Raw genomic sequence first — 21,840 nt, forward strand, 5'->3', positions numbered from 1 at the left:
CGGGGCCCGGGGGCCCCGGCCTAGGCAAACGCGGGGGGGGCCCGCCCCTTGGGCCCCGCCCCCGCCTCTTTGCACCGGCTGATGCCCTGCGCCCGACTTTCGGGTTTCCTGTTGCGATGGAGTATGCAGGAACATCTGCCGGCGGGCTTGTAAAGGAACGCCTCCCGGCCGTCAGCGGCCTAGAGGGTCCTGGGATCTTCGGCGTACATCTTCAGCCTGATGTCCAAGGCGTCCGACATGTGGCGGGCGGCGATCTCCCCCGCCCGTTTGGAGTCGCCGTCCCCGATGGCGGCCAGCAGCTCGGCGTAGTCCGCCAGCACCACCGGCCACCGCCCCGGGTAGGTCAGGGTGGTGAGGGTGTACCGGCGCACCTGCTGGTCAAGGCGTTCCAGCAGTCCGATCAGCGACGGGCTGTGGGTGGCGTGCCACAGCTGGGCATGGAAGGCGCGGTTGGTTTCCGCGAGCGCCCGGCCATCATTGGGATCCAGCTGCTGCATCTGCGCCAGCAGCCCCGTGAGCAGCTGGCGGTCCAGGGCGGTTGCCTTGACGGCAGCCTTGGCCGCGGCGGCCTGCTCCAGGATGATCCTCGACTCGTAGATGTCGATGATCTCCTCGGCTGAGTGCGTACGGACCACCACCGCCTTGCCGCGCCGTTCCACCAGCCCGTCCTGTTCCAGCCGCTGCAGCGCCTCCCGCACCGGTGTCCGGGATGCCCCGTACCGCTCGGTGAGCTTCGCCTCCGTGAGCGGCTCGTCAGGCGCAAAGACACTCGCGAGAACATCCTCGCGGAGCCGCTGATGGATGGGACTGGCCACTTTTTCCTCTTTTCCGTTGCTGGTGGGGGCTGCTGTCTTGCCTAGGCGATGGAGCCGGCACGGCGGCCGAAGACGGCGCCCGCCGCGAGCCCGGAGCCGCCGGGGTAGTTTCCGCTGAACAAACCACCCAATGCTTCGCCGCAGGCATACAGCCCTTCGAGCGGCTCCGCGTCTTCCGTGAGCACGCGGCCCCACGTGTCCGTCTTGAGGCCGCCGAACGTGAAGGTGATGCCGCAGGTCACCGGGAAAGCGTAGAACGGGCCGGTGGCGATGCTGCGGGCCCAGTTGCTCTTCGGCGGCTGGGTGTCGGCCCGGCGTCCGTCCTTGACGTTGGGGTCGAAGGGCGAGCTGCCGGTGATCGAAGCATTGAAGTTGTGCACCGTCTCCTCCAAACCCTCGGGGCTGATACCGGCCTTTTGGGCCAGCTCGGCGAGGGTTGGAGCGGTGACCACCGAGACGCCCGGCATGTCGTACTCCTCGGCGCGCAGCATGGGGCGGGAAGAAGCGTCAAAGATCTGGAAGGCGGCCGAGCCCGGCTGGGCAAGGATGTCCCGGCCGTACTTCGCGTAGGTGTAGTTGCGGTAGTCGGCGCCCTCGTCCACGAACCGCTTCCCGTCGCTGTTCACCACGATGCCCAGCGGGTACCCGCCGCGGGTGAGCTGGTTGGTGAGCGCCAGGTTGCTCTCGTTCTCCGGGTGCCAGGCGTCCCAGGCCACGCTGTGGCACGTGGACCAATCGCCGCCCCTGGCCGCCCCGGCGTCCAGCGCAGCGAGGATCATCTCCCCCGTGTTGCCCGGCGTGCCGCGCACCTTCGCGTTCTGCCAGCCCTCCCCCAGGTGCCGGCGGCGCAGTTCAGGCGAGGCTTCGAACCCTCCCGAGGCGAGGATGACCGACTCGGCCCGGAGCTCGCCTTCCCCGGTGGACGTGCGGTACCGGACGCCTCGCACGCGGCCGTCCTCCTGGATGAGGCCGGTGGCTGCGCAGTCGTAGATGACCTTCACGCCCATGCGCTCCGCAGCGGCGCGGTGGTCGGCCATGAGTCCCTTGCCGCCGCCCACGTTGCCCACGTGCAGTCCGCCCCAGAACAGATACCCGCCGTCCTCGGTCCGGTAGGCCTGGCGCTCATACATCAGGCGGTATTTGAGCCCCATGCCCTGAAGCCAGCGCAGGGTCGGGTTGCTTTCGCTGACCAGGACCGCGGACAGTTCGGGGTCGTTGCGCCCTTCAGAGACCTTGGACAGATCGGCAAGGTATTCGGCGGCGGTGTAGGGGGGGACTTCGCTGGCGGCGTGCCGCTCATCAGGTTCCACGAATTCGATCAGCTCCTGGAGCCCGTCATGGGAGATGCGCGTGGCACCGGCGGTGTAGAAGCTGTTGCCGCCCGATGCGGCTTCCCGTGCCTTTTCCAGCAGGACAACTTTGCGTCCACGCTCGGCGGCTGCAAGTGCTGCCGCAAATCCGGCGTTGCCGCCGCCCACTACCAAAACGTCGCTCTTGATCATCATCAATCTCCTCAGCTCCATCGCTGTACACGATTGTATACATAGGTATGCAGTCGCATGCAATAGCGTCTTGGCGCAGGCTTTACGGGTTCAGCGGAAGAGGTTTAGTGCCGGATTGTGTGGCTATCCCAGGCGCGGGCTGCTGATTTCCTGGGCGTCGATGTACATCTGGATGCGGATATTCTTTGCCTCGTCCATGTGGGCGCTGGCGATGCGGCCGGCCTCCTCCGCGTTCCGTGCTCGGATGGCCACCAGCAGCTCCTCGTGCTCCTTCAGTACGCGGTCCCAGCGCTCCTTGGTGGAGAGCGTGGTGCCGGGGTAGCGGATGAAGTGGACCAGGATCCGGTCGAGCAGGTCAAGGAGGGCGGCGCTGTGGCTGGCGGCCCAGATGCGCTCATGGAAGGTGCGGTTGGCAGCGGCCAGTTCAGCGGGAGTGGCAGCATCAAAATCGAGGGTGACCATGGCCTGGTGCGCGCGGTCGATCAGCATCAGATCCATGTCCGTGTGCCGGAGAGCAGCAGTTTTTGCGGCCGCCTCCTCCAGGAAGGTCCGCACCTCATAGAGGTCCAGCATCTCCTCCGGGCGGTACTCCCGCACCTGCATGCGTGAACCGTAGCGCTCCACGAGCCCCTCGGTTTCAAGGCGCCGCAAGGCTTCCCTGATGGGCGTCCGCGAGACGTTGTACTTCTTGGCCAGGGCGCTTTCGACGAGCTGGGCACGGGGAGGCAGCTCCTGCGAGATGATGGCGTTCCTGATCATCAGGTAGGGGCTTGTCTCTGGTTGCGACGCCACGGGCGGCCTCCGGTCTTCATGGAAACAAGCGGCAGGGCGCGCCGGCGCCATACCTTTAGCCGCAATTCTAACGCACTGCATACCGTTTCGCCGCGCTGTGAACACCGTGCCGATTTTTCGCACACCCTCCGAAGCAGGCGCGCGCCCAAACGCCCTTACCGGTATTCACATTCCAAGGACTGTTGCTTAAGTCATACTAACGGTATACCGTTTGTGACCAACGCCATACAGCAGGCCAAATACCGGATTCCGGTTGGCTCAGCTTTGAACATTTACCCGGCGACTGCACACGGCAGCGCGGGGTATTCCAGGAGAACCAATGACGCTTCTATTCAGGGAAGAGCCGCAGGCCGGCACCCTCCCGGTCACCCCGGTACCGGCCACCCTCGTCCGTGGCGGCACCAGCAAGTGCTGGATATTCCGGGACGAGGACCTTCCGGCTGATGCCCTGGAGACGGACCGCCTCCTCATCCGCACCTTCGGCTCGCCGGACCTCCGCCAGATCGACGGAGTAGGCGGCGCCTCGTCCACCACCAGCAAGGCGATCACTGTGGCCGGCACCGATCCGGACGGAACGGTCCGCTACCGGTTCGCCCAGGTGGCCATCGACAAGCCGGCAGTGGAGTGGGCCAGCAACTGCGGCAACTGCGCAACAGCGCTGGGCCTGTACGCGCTCCATGCCGGGCTCGTCGCACCGACCGGCGAAGTCACCCGGGTCCCCATCCTGAACACCGTGACCGGCCTGCGCCTGGTCTGCGAGATCCCCACACCGGGGGCACAGGTACCCGCCTACGGCGGCCGGCGCCTCGATGGCCAGCACTACCCCGGCGTCCCCATCGACGTCATCTTCCAAAAAGCCTCCTGGTCCAGCTACGGAACACAGTTCCCCACGGGCAACGCCACGGATGACATCGAGGTCGACGGGAAGCGGTACCAGGCGACACTGATCGACGCCGGCGCCCCGGCTGCGCTCTTCGACGCCCAGGATCTGGGGCTGGACGCAACCGGCAGCGAGGAAGCCTTGGAGGCGCTGGTCCGGCTTGCACCGCAGCTGCGCGCAGCGGCTGCCCGCAGGATGGGCCTGCCGCAGGACCTCACATCCATTCCGAAGGTAGGCATCGTGGGACCTCCGCCCGCAGGCGCAACCGGCGTTTCGGCCCGGATGATCTCGATGACCGCACTGCACCCCGCCATCGGCCTCACCAGCGCGGTCGCCGTCGCGGCCGCCTCGGGCACACCAGGCAGCGTGGTGCAGCGCAGCGTGGTTCCGGCGGCGGAGGCCGGACTCTTTATCCACTTACTGAAAGGCACGACGGCGCTGGCACTGGATGCAGCCGATCCCGCTGAAGTCTCCTTTCAACGCTCGGCCCGCGTCATCAGCGAAAGCACCATCCTGGTGCCCAGTGACTGAAGAAACCCCTACCGGAAAAACCCAGCCAAGGAATCAGCCATGAAAATCAGCATTCAAAACCTGCAGCTGAAGTACGGAAGCTTCACTGCCATCGAAAACCTCAACCTCGACATCGAAGACGGCGAGGCCCTCGTCCTCCTGGGCCAGTCCGGTTGCGGCAAGACCAGCACGATGCGCTGCATCGCCGGCTTGGAGGAGCCCACCTCGGGGCGGATCATCATCGACGACGTTGTGGTCTTCGACTCCGAAAAGGGCATCAACCTGCCCCCGAACAAGCGCAACGTCGGCATGGTGTTCCAGTCCTACGCGGTATGGCCGCACATGACGGTGGCCCAGAACGTTGCCTACTCCCTCAAGCAGAAGAAGCTTTCCAAGAACGAAATCGACGAGCGGGTCATGGAGGCCCTCACGCTGGTGGGCCTGGAGCCCTACGCCGACCGCGGCGCCAGCCTGCTCAGCGGTGGCCAGATGCAGCGCGTCGCCCTGGCGCGCAGCCTGGTCATGCGGCCCAGCGTGCTCATGCTCGACGAACCGCTCTCCAACCTTGATGCCCGCCTTCGTGACCGGCTCCGGGTTGAACTGCGTGAAATCCAGCTCCAGCTGGGGCTCACCTGTGTGTACGTCACCCACGACCAGCACGAAGCCTTCGCCCTGGCAGACCGCATCGCCCTGCTCCAGGGCGGCCGGATTGTGCAGATGGGCGCCCCGCAGCACATGTACGAGGCACCCGCCAGCGCTTCAATCGCCCACTTCCTCGGTGTTTCCAACATCATGGACTGCACCCCGGAGGGCACGGCCACCGGGTCCACCACCGCACGCATCACCAACAGCGGGCTCACCATCCAGTCGGCGCAGCAGGCCAGCGACGCCGGCACATCCCCCAAGGTCTGCATTCGGGCCGAGGACCTGCAGATCACCGCCATGCCCACCGAACACCCCAACTCATGGCCCGGAACGGTACGCGTGGCGGGCTTCCAGGGCAACGACATCCGGTACGCGATCCAGCTGGAATCCGGACCCGAACTGGACGCCCTGGGCGGACTGCGCCGCGGCGAACAGCACAAAGTGGGAGACCGCGTGTGGGTGACCGTCAACCCCCGCGAAGTCCAGATCCTGCCGGCTGAGGTCCTCGCATGAGCCTCAAGACCACCGAAGCGGCCACCCGCGCCGACGCCCGCCTCGCACCAAAGCCGGCGCCCCGGGACTACCGCGCTGCCCGGACCCTCTCGGGCCTCCGGAAGAACACACCGGGCCTCATTGTCCTGGTCATCCTCGGCGTCCTCATCGTCCTTCCGCTTGCCCTGGTCCTGCTCGCCGCGTTCTCGGACAGCGTTCCCCGGCCGGGCAGCATCTCCCTGGGCGGCCTGACGCTGTCCAACCTGGCGCTGCTGGCCACCCCGGAAGCACTCGGCGCGTTGGTCAACTCGCTCATGGTCGGTGCCGGCTCGGCGCTCATCGCCCTGCTGATCGGCGCCTTCCTGGCCTTCGTCTGCGCCCGCTCCGATGCGCCGTGGCGGAAGTTCATCTTCTTCATCGGCATGGCGCCGATGTTCATCCCCGCCCTGGTGGGCGCCCTGGCGTGGTCGCTGCTGTGCTCGCCCAGCGCCGGCTACATCAACATCTTCCTCCGCGACCTGGGCATTGATGCCGCCATCAACATCTACAGCCTGCCGGGCCTGGTGTTCGTGCTGGGAATCTTCTACGCCCCGTACGCCTTCCTGCTGCTGCACAGCTCGCTGTCCATGATGAACGCCGACCTCGAAGAGGCTGCCACCGTCCACGGGGCTCCGCTGCGCACCATGCTGCGGACCGTCACCCTCCCCCTGGCCCTGCCGGCCATCCTGGGCTCCGCCGTCCTGGTCTTCGCGCTGACGATGGAAAACTTCCCCGTGGCCCAGGTCATCGGCAACCCCGCCGGCGTGGACACGCTGCCCACCTATATCTACCGCCTCATGAGCGCCACGCCCGCCAAGAGCAACCAGGCGGCCAGCGTCGCCGTGATCCTGACCGTTGCGCTGATGGCCGTGACCCTGATCCAGCAGCGCATCATCAACAAGCGCAAATTCACCACCATGACCGGCAAGGGCAACCGTCCCCGGCAGGTGCCGCTGCGCAAGATGCGCTGGCCCTTCACCATCCTGGCCCTGGGCTACTTCGCAGTTTCGGTGGTCCTGCCGATGCTGGCGCTGCTGGCCGCTTCGATGCAGGCCACCCCGTTCGTGTCCTCGATGTCGCAGCTGCTCGAAGCGAACTCCCTCAGCTTCGCGAAGCTGATCGAGGTCCTCGGATCCAACGACTTCCAGCTCGCCCTCAAGAACAGCGTCCTGGTGGCCCTGATCGCAGCCTTCGCCGGCACCACCCTCAGCTTCATCGCCTCCTACATCCGGTACCGCACCAAGTCCAAGGTGGGGCGCCTGATTGAACTGGTCGCCATGACCCCCCTGGCCGTCCCCGCCATCGTCATGGGCATCGGACTGCTCTGGACCTGGCTGCTGCTGCCGCTGCCCATCTACGGCACCCTGGCGATCCTCGCCGTCGCCTGCGTTGCAGTGTTCATGCCCCAGGGCTACCGCGGCGTCTCCGCATCGATGCTCCAGATGGACCAGGACCTCGAGGACAGCGCGGTGATGCTCGGCGCCGGACGGACCCGGTCCGTCCTGGATGTCACCCTGCCCTTGATGCGCGTGGGCATCATGTCCTCGTTCCTGCTGTTCCTCATGCTCTCCATGCGTGAGCTCAGCGCCTCCATCTTCCTCTTCACCTCGAACACCCGGATCCTGTCCATCCTCGTCTTCGACAACTTCGACAACGGCCAGAGCCAGGCAGCTGCAGCCGTCAGCGTCCTGTACTGCCTCGTCATCGGAATCCTCGCCGTCATCGCCCAAAAAGTCGGCGGCGAACGCAAGACCAAGAACTGACCTCACACCCACCTTTGAAAGGGACACCCACAATGAAGTTAGCGTCCAAACTCCCCGCCCTCACCGCCGCCGGAGTGCTCCTGGCCCTCAGCCTGACCGGCTGCGGAAGCGCCGCCCAGAGCGCCGGCGTCGTCACGGCCAGTGCGGCGGTGAAGACCGACGACGGGCTGGTCATCAACGGCGAGTCCATCGCGGACAAGGCCACCTATGAGAAGGCCAAGACCCAGACCCTGTCCCTCTACTCCGGCTACACCGACTCGTCCGAAAGCGCGCTGGTGGACGCCTTCACCAAGGACACCGGCATCAAGGTCAACGTCGTCCGCCTCACCCCGAACAAGCTCTCCGAACGCGTTCTCTCCGAACAGGGCGCCGGCAAACTCAGCGCCGACGTCATCCGCACGTCCGACTACCGGATCGCCAAGTCCATGGAGGATGCCAAGGTCTGGAAGGCCTATGACGTCCCCGGCGCCTCGGCCCTCAAGGACGTTTCCGTGGACGGCGGCCAGTTCACCCGCATGTTCAACTCCGTGTACACCCTGGGATACAACACCCAGCTGGTGAAGGAAGCCGATGCCCCCAAGTCCTGGGCGGATGCCGTCGGCGGCAAGTGGCAGGGCAAGCTGGGCATCGTCCAGGGCGGTTCGGGCGGCAGCACCGCAGCGCTGAACAGGTTCATGGAAACCAAGATGGGCGGCGACTACTTCGCCAAGTACGCTGCGCAGAAGCCCAAGATCTACGACTCCCTGGGTGCTGAAGCCACCGCACTGGCCCGCGGCGAGGTGGCCGTGGGAACGGTCACCATCAGCGGCACCAACATCTCGGCCGTCCAAGACAAGGCTCCGGTCAAGTTCATCGTCCCCGAGGAAGGCCTGGTCTCCTACGACTACTACCTGGGCATGACGGGCACCGCCACGAACGTGGAAGCCGCGAAGGTCTTCATGAACTACAACCTTTCCAAGCAGGGCCAGCAGGTCTTCGCGCAAATCGGTGAATACCCGGTCCGCACCGACGTGGCACCGCCCACCATCATGGGCGTGACCCTCCCCGCCGTCGACTCCGGCAAGGTTTTCCGCATGCAGAACACCGACGCCGTGACCTACGGCAAGGACGACCTCGCCAAGTGGAACCAGGTGTTCGGCTACACCAAGTAACCCCCAAATCCCATGCCTGGGGACCCGGCCTCCGCCGGGTCCCCAGGCTTTTTGGTTTTACCCGCCACCAGGAGGCCCTGTGACCGCCGCCCCAGAACTTCCGCTGCCCCGGAACACCTCGTCCCTGCTGGTCCTCCAGGACGGCAGGACCGTCGTCGAACTTGCGACACCACCCGCGCCAGCTACGTCGCCTCTGTGCGCAAAAGCCTGCTCTCGGTCCTGTTCGGAATCCAGGTGGACGCCGGCACGGTCAACCTCGACGCCACCCTCGATGAGCTCGGTGTTGATGATGTGGGCGGCCTCCTGCCCCTTGAGAGGACGGCGCGGCTCCGCGACCTCCTGACCTCGCGGTCGGGGGTCTACCATCCGCCCTCCAGCCCGGGCAGTGACGAGGATGCCTTCCCTCCGCGCGGCACCAAAGCCCCAGGGCAGTACTTCGTCTACAACAACTGGGACTTCAACGCCGCCGGGGCGATCTTCGAGAAGGCCGGCGGCCTGACCGTTTTCGACGCGTTTCAAAAGCACCTGGCCGGTCCGCTGGGATTCGAGGACTACGACCCCACCCGCCAGCGCATGCTCGGGAACGCTCGAAAGTCCGCCTTCCCGGCCTACCACTTCTTCCTCTCCGCCCGGGACCTGGCCAAGATCGGGCTGCTCATGGCGAGCGGCGGACAGTGGGAGGGCCGGCAGCATGTCCCCCGGGAGTGGGTCAGGGACAGCGTGGCCACCCATGTCAGGCGCGCAGACATGGCGCCGGCCACCGGCTTTGGCACCTGCGACTACGGCTACCTGTGGTGGCTGCCCCGGGAACCCGGCCCGCAGTGGGAGGGGGCGTTCCTGGCTGCGGGAAACTACGGCCAGTTCCTGCTGGTCCTGCCGGCAATCCGCAGCGTCATTGTGCACCGGCGCTTCGTCAGCGACAGCTTCGCCATCGCCCGGAACACCCGCAACGCGGCCGTATCCCCGGCTCCCGTGACCCACGCCGAGTTCATGGACCTTGCCCGCGCGCTGGTTGCCGGCCCCCTTGCCAGGTAGGCGCCAGGAAAAGGTAAGTGCACGACGGCGGCACCCTCCTATGTCAGGAAGCCGCGCCCTTGGCGATGGACCGGAAGACCTTGGTGGCCTGCTGCGCGGCGGGGCTGAGCCTCCGGTTTTCCAGATGGGCCAGGAGGATGCGGCGCTTCGGGGACCCGGCGAGCGGGACCGCCACAACGTCGGGCCGCAGGGCTGTCAGGGCCAGCCTCGGTGCCAGGGCGATCCCGATGCCGGCCGCCACCATGCCCTGTGTCTCCTGGTAATCGTTGGCGGCAAACGCGATCCGCGGTTCGAACCCGGCATCGCGGCATACCCGGCTGAGGACGTCGGCCACGGGGTGCTCGTCGCGCACCACCCATTCCTGGTCGCTCAATGCGCCAATGCGGACCGAACCCAGTTTCGCAATCGGGTGCTCCCGCGGTACCAGCAGCACGGTTGGATCGTTTGTCAGCCTGACCAGGGTCAGATCGGGGTCCTCGATTTGCTGCCAGGGATAGTCCCACAGCAGCGTCAGTTCGATTTCCCGCCGCCGCAGCCGTTCCAGCAGGCCGTCCCGTCGGGCGCTGACCACCGTTACTGCCACCTCGGGGTGGCGGGCGCGGAATGCCAGCACCACGTCCGGCATCAGCGAAGCTCCGCCGGTGGGGAAGGTTCCAAGCCGGAGTTGGCCCCGGCGAAGGCCCGCGAACTCCCCCATTTCGGCACGGGCAGCTTCCACGGTCCTGTCGATGTCGTCCGCGTAGTGCAGCAGGGCGTGCCCCGCTTCGGTCAGGACCACGCCGCGGGGATGGCGCTCGATGAGGACCACGCCCATCTCCTGCTCGAGTTTCGCGATCTGCTGCGAGACCGCCGAGGTGGTGAAGGAAAGGGCGGCCGCAGCGGAGGTCAGGGAACCGGAGCGGCCCACCTCGCGAAGCACATGAAGCCGGTGGAGATCGAGGATTGCCATGTACTGAGTTTAGCAAAAGTAGATAGTCGTCCATTTATTTGCGATTGTGCTGAAGGCTCCCATCCCGGATCGTAGAAGTACAAGGTGCTGTGAAGTAGAGCACCTGCAAGTTACGAGGGAGAAATACAGTGGGACTCAAAGGACATTGGTACCGGGGCGGCACCAGCAAGTGCTGGCTCTTCGATGCCAGGGACGTGGCCCTCCACGCCCCCACCCGCGAGGAAATCCCCGCACTGCTGTCAGCCGCTTTCGGCGCAGCGGATGCGCGGCAGCTGGACGGCGTCGGCGGGGGAACCTCCACCACGTCAAAGGCTGCAGTCATCTGGGCAACCCCGGGTGCCGAGGCAGCCCTCGACTACCTTTTCGCCCAGGTGGGAATCGGTGACCCCACCGTTGAGCTCGGTTCCAACTGCGGCAACTGCGCCACGGCCATTGCCCTGTTCGCAGTCCAGACGGGCATTGTTCCCGCCCGGGACGGCATGACCAAGGTCCGCATGCGCCACGTCACCTCCGGCGCGGTGCTCAGCGGAGCGGTTCCCACTCCCGGCGGCCAGATTCCCAAGTCCGGCCTGGCCCGGGTTCCGGGCAGCAGCGCCGCCGGTGTTCCCGTCAGCCTCTCGTTCCACGGCCCCTGGGGCCAGAACACCGGTGCACTCCTGCCGACCGGCAACACGGTGGACCAGCTCCAGGTCAACGGCCGGACCCTGGCCGCAACGATGGTGGACGCCGGCGCCCCTGCCGTGCTCCTCGCAGCCGACCAGGCCGGCGTCGATCTTTCCTCAATGACGGACAACCTCACCGCCCAGCTGCCGGACCTCATCGGGGCACGTGCATCAGCCGGCCTCATCATGGGGCTCCGGAAGCCTGAGGATCCCCCGCAGAACGCTGTCCCGAAAGTCGGGGTTGTGGCACCTGCCGGCGACTACATCGCCGCGGACGGAACAACCATCACCGCCGGCAGCCACGACGTGCGGGTGCGGATGCTGTCCATGCTCGCACCCCACCCGGCCATCGGCCTGACCTCAGCCGTGGCAGTTGCCCTGGCATCCTCGCTGCAGTCATCGGTCGTAGCCACCGCAGCGGGCCAATCACCCTCCACCGGCACCGGAACCCCCCGCTTGCTGCGGGTCGGGACGCCCGCCGGCGTAATCACCGCCGAAATCATCACCGATGACACCGGCGCCGTCAGCGAAGTGGCCCTCCACCGGGCAGCCCGCCACATCGCCACCGCAGACATCGACGTGGCCCCCGCCGCCGAACTGTCCGCCTAAAACCCCCATCTCTTTGCCCCATCATTAAGGGGCCGCACCAACCAGGAAGTTGTTCAATGAAGATCAAATCCATCCTCGGACACCTGTATGTCCAGGTACTCATCGGAGTCGCTCTCGGCGTCGTTGTAGGCGCACTCTGGCCGGACCTCGGTTCGTCCCTGAAGCCCATCGGCGACGGATTCGTGAAACTCGTGAAGTTCATGATCGCCCCCATCGTGTTCTGCACCATCGTGGGAGGCATCACCTCCCTGCGGGACACCAAGAAGGTGGGCCCCACCCTGATCCGTTCGCTGGGCCTCTTCTACGCACTGACCGCACTCGCCCTGGCCCTTGGTCTGGCCGCGGTGACGCTGTTCCAGCCCGGCGCCGGCATGCACATCGATCCCACGCACCTGGACTCCTCGGTGGCGCAGAAGTACACCACGCAGCTGCCCAGCAGCAACCCCGTGGACTTCATCCTGAGCATCATCCCCACTACCTTCGTTGGCGCCTTCGCCGACGGTGAAGTCCTGCCCGTGCTGGTCATTGCCCTGCTGTGCGGCTTCGCCTTCAGCAAGCTCGGCGCACCGGGCCAGCTGGCCCTGAACGTGGTCAACAGCTTCAACAAGCTGCTCTTCATCATGTTCGGCTACATCATGAAGGTAGCCCCTCTGGGAGCCTTCGGGGCCATGGCCTTCACCGTCGGCAAGTACGGCGCCCACTCCATCGGAAACCTCGGCATGCTGATCCTTGCCTTCTACGCCGCCTGCATCGTCTTCGTGGTGGTTGGCCTGGGCATCCTGGCCAAGGTGACCGGCTTCAGCCTGTGGCAGATCCTGCGCTACTTCAAGGACGAATTCCTGATCGTCCTGGCCACGTCCTCCAGCGAACCTGTCCTGCCGCGCCTGCTGTCCAAGCTCGAGCGGATCGGCTGTGACCGCAGCGTTGTGGGCCTCGTGGTCCCCACCGGCTACTCCTTCAACCTGACCGGAACGGCCATCTACCTCACCCTGGCCTCCATGTTCATCGCCCAGGCCTGCGACATCCACCTCAGCTGGGGCCAGATCCTGCTGATGCTCGGCATGATGCTGCTGACCTCCAAGGGCGCGGCCGGCGTCACCGGCAGTGGTTTCGTGGCCCTGGTGGCCACGCTGACGGTCATGCCCACCCTCCCGGTGGCCGGCGTTGCCCTCATCGTTGGCATCGACCGCTTCATGAGCGAGGCCCGCGCCCTCACCAGCACGGTCTGCAACATCGTCTCCTGCGTGGCCATCGCCAAGTGGCAGGGTGAGCTGGACATGGGCAAGCTCCGCTCCGAGCTCCAGGCGGGCTTCGTGCCCACCGAGGCGGAAAAGATCCAGCTGGCCGAACCGGCCCTGGCCCACTGACCGGCCGGCAGGCCCCCACCCCCGGTGTTTGCCCGGGATCCCAGCAGGGGTCCCGGGCAAACCCTTGCAAGGGGCACTACTTCACAACCCTTACGGAAAGGACCCGGAATGAGTGAGCGCCAAACAGAGCAGGACACGGCGGAAGACTGCGACGCCGGCACGTGCTTCTACTGCCAAAGCCCCGAAACCGACTAGGGCCGAGCCGTCGGGCCGGGGTTGCGCGGCAACGGGCCCTACACCCACTGTTCCCACACCGTCAGCTGCAGGCTGACGGTCCCGGACGAGCCAGCCACAACAGCACTAGCCCCCGCGGAAGGGCCGACGGCGGCACACGCCTCGCCGCCGTCGTCGTCCCTTCCAGCGAAACCAGCCTTCCCAGCAAGACCGCCCCTACCGGCAAAACCAGCCCGGCGCATCAGGCGCGGGCCGCCGCGACAGCCCCGTCAGCGAAACGCACCGGCGTCTCCAACCCCAGGTGCTCGCGGAGGGTGCGGCCCCGGTACTCCGTGGGGTACACGCCGCGTTCCTGCAGCTCCGGCACCAGGTGGTTCACGATGTCATCCAGCCCGCTGGGGACCAGCCACGGCGAAATGTTGAACCCGTCCACAGCCCCCACCCGCGCGTACTCGGCCAGCTGGTCCGCCACCGCCGTGTAGGAGCCGGTGAAGGTGGAATCGATCCGCGCCGTCTTCGAGGTGACGAACTGCCGGATGGACAGCCCCTTGTCCTTGGCCTCGGCCCGCCACTGGTCCGCCAGCTGCCGGGCCTTGGCACCGTGGAAACCGCTGCCGCGGGTCTCGGACGTTTCCTCCACCACCGGATCGATCTCCGGCAGCGGCCCGTCAGGATCGTAGGCCGAGAGTTCGCGTCCCCAGAACTGCTCCAGGTAGGCGATGGCCTGCTGCGGGCCGATCTGCAGGCTCCGCACCCACTCCTTCTTTTCCGCCGCCTCGGCAGCGGTCGGCGCCAGGATGAACTCGCTGGCCGGCATGATCTGGACGGCATTGGCCCCGCGGCCGGCGGCCAGGGACCGCTCCACCAGGTCCTTGCGGAACTCCACGGCGTCGTCGAACGTGGGGTGGGCGGAGAAGATCACGTCGGCCTGCCGGGCGGCGAAGTTGCGGCCCTCGGGCGAGTCGCCGGCTTGGAACAGCACCGGCCGGTACTGGGCGCTGCCCGGCAGCCGCGGCGTCACGTCAACCGTGTAGTGCTGGCCCTCATGGAGCACCCGGCGGGCGGGACCGTCCGGCGTTTCCCACGAATCCCAGATCCGCTTGGCCGTTTCCACGAACGCCTCTGCGTGCTTGTACCGGTCCGCGTGGTCCAGGTAGCCGCCGCGGCGGAAGTTCGCCCCGGTCCAGGCGTTGTCCGTGGTCACGATGTTCCACGCCGCACGGCCGCCGGAGACCAGGTCCAGCGAGGCCAGCCGGTGGGCCAGGTCCGCGGGATCGTTGTACGTGGTGTTCTGGGTGGCCACCAGGCCGATGTTCTTTGTGACGGATGCCAGGGCGGCCAGCATGGTCTGCGCGTCGGGGCGGCCCACCACGTCCAGCGCGTGCGGGCGTCCCAGGTGTTCCCGCAGGCGCAGCCCCTCGCCCAGGAAGAACGCGGCGAAGAGTCCCCGTTCGGCGGTTTGGGCGATGCGGCGGAAGGATTCGAAGTCTGTCTGCGATCCGGACTCGGGGGCCTTCCAGATGGTGCCGGAGTTGACGCCCTGGAAAAAGACGCCGAACTGGATCTCGCCGGACGGAACGAACACCTCGGATTTAGCACGGGTGTGCTGTGTCATTGGATTTTCCCCTTACTTTCCGGTGCCAGCAGGCGCAGCGGCGGCGGTTGCGTAGCGGCTGGCCGGACGGTCCAGGCCCAGCACGTCGCGGAAGGTGCCGTCCTGCACCAGCGGGCGGAGTGCCCCGCGCCGGCGCAGTTCCGGCAGCACCAGCCGGCCCAGTTCCTCCAGGTCGACAAAGAGCGACGCCGGGTGCAGCCGCACGCCGTCGGCCTCCTTTAAAAGGTCGGCCAGGAAGTCGGTGAGGCCGGCTGCAGAACCTGCAAAAGCCGCCCGGCCGCCGTCGAACGATGCACCGCTCGCAGCCGCGGCCTGCCCGCGGGCGTCCAGCACGAGGTCGAGCTCGGCAACCACCGCAACGCCGGCTCCCACGCGGGCCCGCACATCACGGACCTCGGCAGCAAGCAGTTCCGGCGTTGGAGCGGACACCAGCACGGCGTCCAGGGCCTCCACCGGAACCCCGCCAATCAGGGAAGCAGGGGCCAGCACGGGCAGCTGCCCCTGCAGCGGCCGTGGAATGATGGAAGGCCCCTTGACGGAGTAGCCGGGACCGGCAAAGCCAGCAGGCGTCTCGAAGTCCACATAATGCAGCTTGTCCACGTCTATGTACCGGCCGGTGGCAACGTCCCGGATCACGGCGTCGTCCTCCCAGGAATCCCAGAGCCGGCGGGACACCTCGACGGACGCCGCGGCCTCCTGCCCCAGCGCTGCCCCAGTGACAACAGAACGTCCGACGGCGGCGGCAGCCCCGGGTGCCTCAGCGGCGGTGACGATCCACCCGGCGCGGCCGCCGGAAACGTAGTCCAGGCTGGCCAGCTGGGTGGAGATGTGGAACGGCTCCGTATATACGGTGTCCACCTCGGGCACCAGCGCGATGGTCCGGGACACGGGCCCTGCGAACGCGGCCCGCTGCAAAGCGTTCGCACGGCCGGGAGCGGGCGCGTCGGTGAAGGTGGCAGCGTGGAAGCCCGCGGACTCGGCTGCCAGCACGGCTCGGGTGAGGTCCGCACCGTCCCAGCCGGCGCCGTCGAGCTCGATGGCCAGGAAGCCCGGGTTTTCAAAGGTACTCATTTCTGATCCTTCCCGGTCGGAGCGGCCGTGGCGGTTGCCGGCGTTGCCGCGAAGTTTTCCGCTGTGATGGTCTTGGATTCCGGCAAGGCTTCCTCGGACAGGCCCCAGCGTTCCAGCACCTTCCCGTAGGAGCCGTCCTGGATGACCTCGTTCAGGGCCTCGGAAATCACCGGCGCCAGCCCGTTGCCGCGCAGCGTGGTGGCGGCCACCAGGGTCTCGGACGGCCAGCCGGCGTTGACCTTGCCCACCACCTTCAGGTCGTCACGGGTGTTCTCCCGGTACACGGTGGACGGGTACGGGGCGATGTTCAGGTCCGTGCGGCCGGAGGACAGCGCCAGGATGGTGTCGGCGTCGGCGTCGGACGAGTAGTACTGCAGCGTGGCCGGCGCCTTGCCCTTGGCCTCCAGCTCCTTGTTCCAGGCCAGCAGGATCTTCTCCTGGTTGGTGCCCGAGCCCACGGAGATCTTCAGGCCGGAAATGTCGTCAGCGCCCTTGATGTCATAGGTGGAGGACTTCTTCGCTTCGAACCCCATGTACGCGGCCCGGTAGCTGGCGAAGTCGAACAGCTTCACCCGGTCCTTGTTCACGCCCACGTTGGAGAACACGGCCTCGAAGTCGCCGGACTGGGTCTTCAGCGGCCAGTTCTCCCAGGACGTGACCTGGACATCCAGCTGCAGGCCCAGCTTGTCCGCCACCAGCTGGGCGATGTCCAGCTCCGAGCCGATCGGCGTCTTGTCGTCCGTGGCGTGGAAGGACAGCGGGATGGACCCGGCGGTGGTGGCCACGGACAGCTTGCCGTCCTTGCCGATCAGTTCCGGGACCTTTGCGGCGAGCGCGGGGTCCTTCTCCGCCCGGATCCGCTGCTGGTCCGGCGAGGTGTTGTACACGACGCCGTTACGGGCCGCCGTCGTCTGCGCCCCTCCGCTGGGGTTGCCCGCAGCGGAGGCGCCGGGGTCCGCGCAGCCCGCGAGCGCGGCTGCGCCAAGGAGTGCGGTGCCAAGGAGGACGACGGCGGGACGCGCCGCGGGTGCGCGGCGGCGGCCGCTGGTGGGGAAAGCCATGGGAGTTCCTTAGATGTTGAAGGCCGGTTCGAGCACCTTGGAGAAGAAGCTCCGGGTGCGCGGTTCCTGGGGGTTGCTGAAGATGTACTGCGGGGTGCCCTGTTCCACGATCTGGCCCTGGTCCATGAACACCACGGTGTCCGCCACGTCGCGGGCAAAGCCCATCTCGTGGGTGACGATGATCAGGGTGGTGCCAGACTTGGCGAGTTCGCGGATGACGTCCAGGACCTCGTTGACCAGTTCCGGGTCAAGGGCGGAGGTGGGCTCGTCGAATAGCAGGATCTTGGGGTCCAGGGCCAGCGCGCGGGCAATCGCCACGCGTTGCTGCTGGCCGCCGGAGAGTTGACGCGGGTAGGCGTCAGCCCGGTCCTTGAGGCCCACCCGGTCCAGCAGTTCCAGGCCGCGGCGGCGGGCTTCCGCTTTGGAGCGCCGCGCCTTGCCGGGCTGGTGCGCGACGGCGGGCGCTTCCGCCACGTTCTCCAGCGCGGTCAGATGCGGGAACAGGTTGAAGTTCTGGAACACCATGCCGATTTCGGTGCGCTGTTTCAGGATCTCCTTTTCGCGCAGTTCGTGCAGCCGGTCGCCCCGGACCTCATAGCCCACCAACTGCCCGTCGATGGTGATGTGGCCGCCGTCCACCTTTTCCAGGTGGTTGATGGTGCGCAGCAGGGTGGACTTGCCGGACCCGGAGGGGCCCACGATCACGGCCACTCCCCCGGGTTCCACCGTGAGGCTGACGCCTTTGAGGACTTCGGTGGTTCCGAAGGATTTGCGGACGCCGGTGATCTCCACCAGGCCGCGGGTGGCGGTGGGGGCGGTAAGGGTCTCAGTCATCAGAAGTTCCTCCGGGTGGGGACGGCCGCGTGGGTGGCGAAGAATTTGCGGGCCTTCTGCAGGGGCGTCAGCGGCAGGTTCCGCACCGCGCCCTTGGAGTAGTGCCGTTCGATGTAGTACTGGAAAACGCTCAGCACGGAGGTGATCACGATGTACCAGAGGGTGGCCACCAGCAGCAGCGGCAGGACCTGCTGCGTGCGGTTGTAGATGACCTGCACCGTGTAGAACAGCTCGGAGTAGGCCAGGACGTAGACGATCGAGGTGCCCTTGACCAGGCCGATGATCTCGTTGAACGCGGTGGGCAGGATGGCGCGCATGGCCTGCGGCAGGACGATCCGGGTGGAGCGGCGCCAGGCCGGGATGCCCAGGGCGGCCGCGGCTTCCAGCTGGCCCTGGTCCACGGAGAGGATGCCGCCGCGGATGATCTCCGCCGAGTACGCCGCCTGGTTCAGGGTCAGCCCCAGCACTGCTGCCGCGAACTGGCTGATCAGTGTGGTGGTCTGGACCTCGAAGAAGCGGACATCGGTGAACGGGATTCCCAGGCTGATCTTCTCGTACAGGTAGCCCAGGTTGTACCAAAGGAGCATCTGGACGAGCAGCGGCGTGGACCGGAAGATCCAGGAGAACGTCCAGGACACGGAGACCAGCAGCGGCGACGCGGAGAGCCGCATCAGGGCCAGGATGAAGCCGAGCACGAACCCGAGGATGCCGGAAATGGCGGTGAGCTTGAGGGTTTCCACCAGCCCGGTGACCACGGACTGGGCGGTGAACCACTGGGCCACCACGCCCCACTCCCAGCGCGGATTGGTGGCCAGGGACCAGGCCACGGCCAGGACGCCGAGCGCGACGACGGCGGTCCCCACCCAGCGCCACGGATGCTTTGCTGCCACTACCCGGTAGGACGAGTAGTCCGGGGCCTTCCGGGCGGCCGCCCCGTCTTCAGGCCATCCGGTTTTCGGTGGCGTTTCCGCCGGCGGTGCCGGCTGCGGCTGTTGTGACTGCGCCACCGTCGTTGCTGCTGAACTCATGTGCCACCTCGCTTCTCGTCGTGGGATCCGGTTGGGCTGTTGCCCCGGGTGGGACCGTGCGGCCCCTTGCTGGCTGCAAATCTAGGACCGGCCGGAACTGGCCAGCAAGGCGGCAGGTTGCAATAGTTCACGGGGCTTCGTACGGCGTCATGAGTCGGTTTTTTGCGTCCCGTAACGCGCTGTGACGCGGAGTTAACGGCCGTGACCAGGCGCTCGACCGGCACCGGCACGGCTGCCTAGCATGGTCACTCAATCCAGCCCCCGCCGTCAGGAGCACCCATGCCAGCCACCATCCCGGCCATCGTCTTCATTGGCGGCGGACCGCGCACGGCCGGTGTGCTGGAACGGATCGCGGCCAACCGGCCTGAGGTCTTCGCGGGCCCGCTGCAGATCCATGTGGTGGAACCGCACGTTCCCGGCTCGGGCCGCATCTGGCGGTACGACCAGGACCCCGGGCTCCTGCTGAACTCCATGGCGGCGGACATCACCATGTTCACGGACGCGTCCGTGGACTGCGCCGGCCCGGCGGCACCGGGGCCGGGCCTGGCCGGGTGGGCCGCCGGCGTCCTGGATGCCACCATCATCGATGTTCCGGATTTCCCGCAGCAGCTGTGGGACCAGCTCCGCGCGCTGACCGGCACCACCTTTCCCACCCGCCAGCTGCAGAGCCAGTACCTGGAGTGGTTCTTCCGCCGGGCTGCCAAATCGCTGGGCCGCAGCGTGACGGTCCACCGGACCACCGCCGTCGGCATTGCCGCTGTGGAAGGCGGCCATGAGGTGGAGCTGGCCAATGGCCGGACGCTGCACGCGGACATCGTCGTCACCGCCCTGGGGCACACGGACTCCCGCCCTGACGCCGTCTCCGCCGGGTTCTCGGACTTCGCCGCCCGGCACGGCGGCTACCACGCAGCGCCCAGCTACACCACCGACGTCGACTACTCCCCCATCGCCCCCGGGCAGGACGTGATCGTCGCCGGGATGGGCCTGGCGTTCGTTGACCTGCTGGTCCTCCTCATGGAGGGGCGCGGCGGCAGGTTCGAGGAAACGCCCGACGGCGGGCTGCGCTACCTTCCGTCCGGACGGGAACCACGGCTGTGGGCAGGGTCGCGCCGCGGCGTGCCGTACCACTCCAAGATTTCCGCCTCCCTGCGTGGCCAGGCTCCGGGGCCGCTGCGGTTCTTCACTGCTGCTGCCGTGGATGCCCTCCTGGACGCCCACGGCGAGCTGGACTTCCGGCAGCACCTCTGGCCGCTCATCGCCAAGGAAGCCGGGTATTACTACTACCGCGAACTCCTGACCGGCAGCCCGGAGCGTGCGGCCATGGAATGGGAAGTGTTTGCCGCCCATTATGCGGAGGTGGACTGGTACAGCGGCGGGCGCGTGGACCTCGTAGCGGCTGCCGTGCCGGACCGGGGCCTGCACCTGGACCTGGAACGGCTGGACCGGCCCTTCGATGGTGTCCACTTTGCCGGGCACCGGGAGCTGCAGGACGCGGTGGCCCGGTATATCCACGATGACCTGGCCCTGCGGGACAGCACCGACCATCCGGAAACCCTGGCCCTGTTCCTGGCCCTCCTGCACGTATACATGGAGGTGGGGCGCGTGGTTCCCGCGGAGCGCCTCAACGCGAAGTCCCAGCAGGTCATCCACGGCTGGTGGCATGGCTTCTTCAGCTTCGTGGACTCCGGTCCGCCGCCGCACCGCCTCCGCCAGATGCTGGCGCTGCACCGGGCCGGTCTGCTGCAGTTCCTCGGCCCCGGCCTGGAGGTATCCACCGACGGCGCCAGCGGCACCCTCCGCGCCACGTCCCCGCAGTCCGGAGTTTCGGTTTCCGCCACCGCGCTGATCGAGGCGCGGCTGCCGTCCACGTCGGTGGCCCGCTCCCTCAACCCGGTGCTTTCTTCGCTGTATGACGGCGGGCTGGGCAGCGAGCAGCAACTGCTGACCTCGGACGGCATCCACTCCACCGGGAAGCTGCTGGTCTCTGCCGGGCACCACCTGGTGGACGCGGAAGGCCGGGCCCAGCCCACCCTCTTCGGCGTCGGGCCCGGAACATCCGGCTGGGGTGCCGGCGCCTTTGCCAGGCCCAACACCAACGCGGCGCCCTTCCGGGAAAATGACGCCCTGGCCCGTACCGTCCTCGGCGTTGCCCGCGACATCGCCGCCCAGGGCCCGCCTGCCAATATGGCCACCGCGCAGGACAAAATAACTCCAGAACCAGCCGCCATCGGAAAGGGCCAGCACCATGACCGCAGAACCCGGGCTCAAGCCCCGCCCCCTCGATCCCGCCAGGCTCTCGGTCCTCAGCCTGCCCATGGATGATCCCCGGGTCCGGCCGCTCCTGGACGAGCTCGCCGTCGAATACGACACCCGCTACGGGGACCTGTTTGGGCGCACCGCTGCCGCGGACGAGCTGAACCGCTACCCCGCGGCGGAATTCGAGGAGCCGCACGGCGCGCTCCTGGTGGTCCAGGAGGACGGCGAGTCGATCGCCGGGGGTGCGTTCCGCCGCTATGACGACACCACTGCGGAACTGAAGCGGATCTGGACACACTCGGCCCACCGCCGTCGTGGCCTGGGACGCCTGGTGCTGGCCGAACTCGAAGCCCTCGCCGCAGCCCGCGGCTACACCCGGCTGTACCTGACCACGGGGCCACGGCAGCCGGAAGCCAAGCACCTGTACCTCACCACGGGATACCAGGCGCAGTTCGACCTGGACGCAGACCCGGAAACCATCGGCCCGCTGGCGTTCACCAAGGACCTCACCCCTGACCACGGGAACCCACGGCAGGACTGACCCGCCAGGATGCCGCCCCAGGAGGGACAGCCGCCGCTAAGCTAGCGCC

18 protein-coding genes are annotated in these 21,840 nt (G+C 67.2%); 9 read left to right on the top strand and 9 right to left on the bottom strand.

What is annotated here, in order from left to right; all coding sequences use genetic code 11:
- Nucleotides 1–179 precede the first annotated feature (179 nt).
- The 3 genes from ACWRN3_RS21910 to ACWRN3_RS21920 form a co-directional block, all read right to left on the bottom strand.
- Nucleotides 180–815: a GntR family transcriptional regulator gene (locus ACWRN3_RS21910; protein WP_324643423.1), complete on the bottom strand. Its 636-nt coding sequence runs from the start codon at nucleotides 813–815 to the stop codon at nucleotides 180–182.
- Nucleotides 816–856: 41 nt separating this feature from the next.
- Nucleotides 857–2,320: an FAD-dependent tricarballylate dehydrogenase TcuA gene (gene tcuA, locus ACWRN3_RS21915; RefSeq protein ID WP_476741913.1), complete on the bottom strand. Its 1,464-nt coding sequence runs from the start codon at nucleotides 2,318–2,320 to the stop codon at nucleotides 857–859.
- Nucleotides 2,321–2,440: 120 nt separating this feature from the next.
- On the bottom strand, nucleotides 2,441–3,109 hold the full coding sequence (locus tag ACWRN3_RS21920; protein WP_224023586.1) for a GntR family transcriptional regulator: 669 nt from the start codon (nucleotides 3,107–3,109) through the stop codon (nucleotides 2,441–2,443).
- A gap of 319 nt (nucleotides 3,110–3,428) precedes the next feature.
- Between ACWRN3_RS21920 and ACWRN3_RS21925 the strand changes: the two genes are divergently transcribed.
- The 5 genes from ACWRN3_RS21925 to ACWRN3_RS21945 all read left to right on the top strand — a co-directional run bounded on the left by ACWRN3_RS21925 (nucleotide 3,429) and on the right by ACWRN3_RS21945 (nucleotide 9,624).
- Complete coding sequence (locus tag ACWRN3_RS21925) at nucleotides 3,429–4,520, top strand: PrpF domain-containing protein (protein ID WP_324643426.1); 1,092 nt, start codon at nucleotides 3,429–3,431, stop codon at nucleotides 4,518–4,520.
- 39 nt (nucleotides 4,521–4,559) lie between these two features.
- On the top strand, nucleotides 4,560–5,657 hold the full coding sequence (locus ACWRN3_RS21930; RefSeq protein WP_324643427.1) for an ABC transporter ATP-binding protein: 1,098 nt from the start codon (nucleotides 4,560–4,562) through the stop codon (nucleotides 5,655–5,657).
- A complete protein-coding gene (locus ACWRN3_RS21935) occupies nucleotides 5,654–7,438 on the top strand; it encodes an ABC transporter permease (RefSeq protein WP_476741914.1) in 1,785 nt (594 codons plus the stop codon). Before ACWRN3_RS21930 ends, ACWRN3_RS21935 begins: the two co-directional genes overlap by 4 nt.
- 32 nt (nucleotides 7,439–7,470) lie before the next feature.
- Nucleotides 7,471–8,589, top strand: a complete 1,119-nt coding sequence (locus ACWRN3_RS21940; RefSeq protein ID WP_324643429.1) for an ABC transporter substrate-binding protein — start codon at nucleotides 7,471–7,473, stop codon at nucleotides 8,587–8,589.
- Nucleotides 8,590–8,784: 195 nt separating this feature from the next.
- Complete coding sequence (locus ACWRN3_RS21945) at nucleotides 8,785–9,624, top strand: serine hydrolase domain-containing protein (protein ID WP_476741915.1); 840 nt, start codon at nucleotides 8,785–8,787, stop codon at nucleotides 9,622–9,624.
- A gap of 43 nt (nucleotides 9,625–9,667) precedes the next feature.
- Here ACWRN3_RS21945 and ACWRN3_RS21950 read toward each other — a convergent pair whose 3' ends face one another.
- On the bottom strand, nucleotides 9,668–10,573 hold the full coding sequence (locus ACWRN3_RS21950; RefSeq protein WP_255173616.1) for a LysR family transcriptional regulator: 906 nt from the start codon (nucleotides 10,571–10,573) through the stop codon (nucleotides 9,668–9,670).
- A 128-nt stretch (nucleotides 10,574–10,701) separates the two neighbouring features.
- On the opposite strand from ACWRN3_RS21950, the gene ACWRN3_RS21955 reads away from it, so the two are divergent.
- Both ACWRN3_RS21955 and dctA read left to right on the top strand, forming a co-directional pair.
- On the top strand, nucleotides 10,702–11,844 hold the full coding sequence (locus ACWRN3_RS21955; protein WP_476741916.1) for a PrpF domain-containing protein: 1,143 nt from the start codon (nucleotides 10,702–10,704) through the stop codon (nucleotides 11,842–11,844).
- Nucleotides 11,845–11,900: 56 nt separating this feature from the next.
- Nucleotides 11,901–13,211, top strand: a complete 1,311-nt coding sequence (gene dctA / locus ACWRN3_RS21960) for a C4-dicarboxylate transporter DctA (RefSeq protein ID WP_476741917.1) — start codon at nucleotides 11,901–11,903, stop codon at nucleotides 13,209–13,211.
- A 415-nt stretch (nucleotides 13,212–13,626) separates the two neighbouring features.
- On the opposite strand, the gene ACWRN3_RS21965 is transcribed toward dctA, so the two are convergent.
- From ACWRN3_RS21965 to ACWRN3_RS21985, 5 genes are read right to left on the bottom strand one after another with little or no spacing between them, the layout of a single operon-like run.
- On the bottom strand, nucleotides 13,627–15,000 hold the full coding sequence (locus ACWRN3_RS21965) for an NtaA/DmoA family FMN-dependent monooxygenase (RefSeq protein WP_476741918.1): 1,374 nt from the start codon (nucleotides 14,998–15,000) through the stop codon (nucleotides 13,627–13,629).
- 12 nt (nucleotides 15,001–15,012) lie between these two features.
- Nucleotides 15,013–16,071, bottom strand: a complete 1,059-nt coding sequence (locus tag ACWRN3_RS21970; protein WP_476741919.1) for an LLM class flavin-dependent oxidoreductase — start codon at nucleotides 16,069–16,071, stop codon at nucleotides 15,013–15,015.
- Nucleotides 16,068–17,132 carry a transporter substrate-binding domain-containing protein gene (locus tag ACWRN3_RS21975; RefSeq protein WP_476741920.1) on the bottom strand — a complete coding sequence of 355 codons (1,065 nt, stop codon included), beginning with the start codon at nucleotides 17,130–17,132 and terminating at the stop codon, nucleotides 16,068–16,070. The genes ACWRN3_RS21970 and ACWRN3_RS21975 overlap by 4 nt, the downstream gene beginning before the upstream one ends.
- 9 nt (nucleotides 17,133–17,141) lie before the next feature.
- A complete protein-coding gene (locus tag ACWRN3_RS21980; RefSeq protein ID WP_476741921.1) occupies nucleotides 17,142–17,966 on the bottom strand; it encodes an amino acid ABC transporter ATP-binding protein in 825 nt (274 codons plus the stop codon).
- Nucleotides 17,966–18,994 (bottom strand): amino acid ABC transporter permease, encoded by a 1,029-nt coding sequence (locus ACWRN3_RS21985; protein ID WP_476741922.1) that lies wholly within the window; start codon nucleotides 18,992–18,994, stop codon nucleotides 17,966–17,968. Before ACWRN3_RS21985 ends, ACWRN3_RS21980 begins: the two co-directional genes overlap by 1 nt.
- A 279-nt stretch (nucleotides 18,995–19,273) precedes the next feature.
- Between ACWRN3_RS21985 and ACWRN3_RS21990 the strand changes: the two genes are divergently transcribed.
- Nucleotides 19,274–21,316, top strand: a complete 2,043-nt coding sequence (locus ACWRN3_RS21990; RefSeq protein ID WP_476741923.1) for an FAD/NAD(P)-binding protein — start codon at nucleotides 19,274–19,276, stop codon at nucleotides 21,314–21,316.
- Nucleotides 21,240–21,791, top strand: a complete 552-nt coding sequence (locus ACWRN3_RS21995) for a GNAT family N-acetyltransferase (RefSeq protein ID WP_476741924.1) — start codon at nucleotides 21,240–21,242, stop codon at nucleotides 21,789–21,791. Before ACWRN3_RS21990 ends, ACWRN3_RS21995 begins: the two co-directional genes overlap by 77 nt.
- Nucleotides 21,792–21,840 lie beyond the last annotated feature (49 nt).

This window comes from Pseudarthrobacter sp. rb (assembly GCF_056389225.1).

Bases quoted from the DNA above. Each gene is read 5' to 3' on its own strand.
- ACWRN3_RS21970 (WP_476741919.1), bottom strand. From the start codon at position 16,071: ATGAGTACCTTTGAAAACCCGGGCTTCCTGGCCATCGAGCTCGACGGC.
- ACWRN3_RS21980 (WP_476741921.1), bottom strand. From the start codon at position 17,966: ATGACTGAGACCCTTACCGCCCCCACCGCCACCCGCGGCCTGGTGGAG.
- ACWRN3_RS21990 (WP_476741923.1), top strand. From the start codon at position 19,274: ATGCCAGCCACCATCCCGGCCATCGTCTTCATTGGCGGCGGACCGCGC.
- ACWRN3_RS21925 (WP_324643426.1), top strand. From the start codon at position 3,429: ATGACGCTTCTATTCAGGGAAGAGCCGCAGGCCGGCACCCTCCCGGTC.
- ACWRN3_RS21940 (WP_324643429.1), top strand. From the start codon at position 7,471: ATGAAGTTAGCGTCCAAACTCCCCGCCCTCACCGCCGCCGGAGTGCTC.
- dctA (WP_476741917.1), top strand. From the start codon at position 11,901: ATGAAGATCAAATCCATCCTCGGACACCTGTATGTCCAGGTACTCATC.
- ACWRN3_RS21965 (WP_476741918.1), bottom strand. From the start codon at position 15,000: ATGACACAGCACACCCGTGCTAAATCCGAGGTGTTCGTTCCGTCCGGC.
- ACWRN3_RS21950 (WP_255173616.1), bottom strand. From the start codon at position 10,573: ATGGCAATCCTCGATCTCCACCGGCTTCATGTGCTTCGCGAGGTGGGC.
- ACWRN3_RS21985 (WP_476741922.1), bottom strand. From the start codon at position 18,994: ATGAGTTCAGCAGCAACGACGGTGGCGCAGTCACAACAGCCGCAGCCG.
- ACWRN3_RS21935 (WP_476741914.1), top strand. From the start codon at position 5,654: ATGAGCCTCAAGACCACCGAAGCGGCCACCCGCGCCGACGCCCGCCTC.
- ACWRN3_RS21995 (WP_476741924.1), top strand. From the start codon at position 21,240: ATGACCGCAGAACCCGGGCTCAAGCCCCGCCCCCTCGATCCCGCCAGG.
- ACWRN3_RS21975 (WP_476741920.1), bottom strand. From the start codon at position 17,132: ATGGCTTTCCCCACCAGCGGCCGCCGCCGCGCACCCGCGGCGCGTCCC.
- ACWRN3_RS21930 (WP_324643427.1), top strand. From the start codon at position 4,560: ATGAAAATCAGCATTCAAAACCTGCAGCTGAAGTACGGAAGCTTCACT.
- tcuA (WP_476741913.1), bottom strand. From the start codon at position 2,320: ATGATGATCAAGAGCGACGTTTTGGTAGTGGGCGGCGGCAACGCCGGA.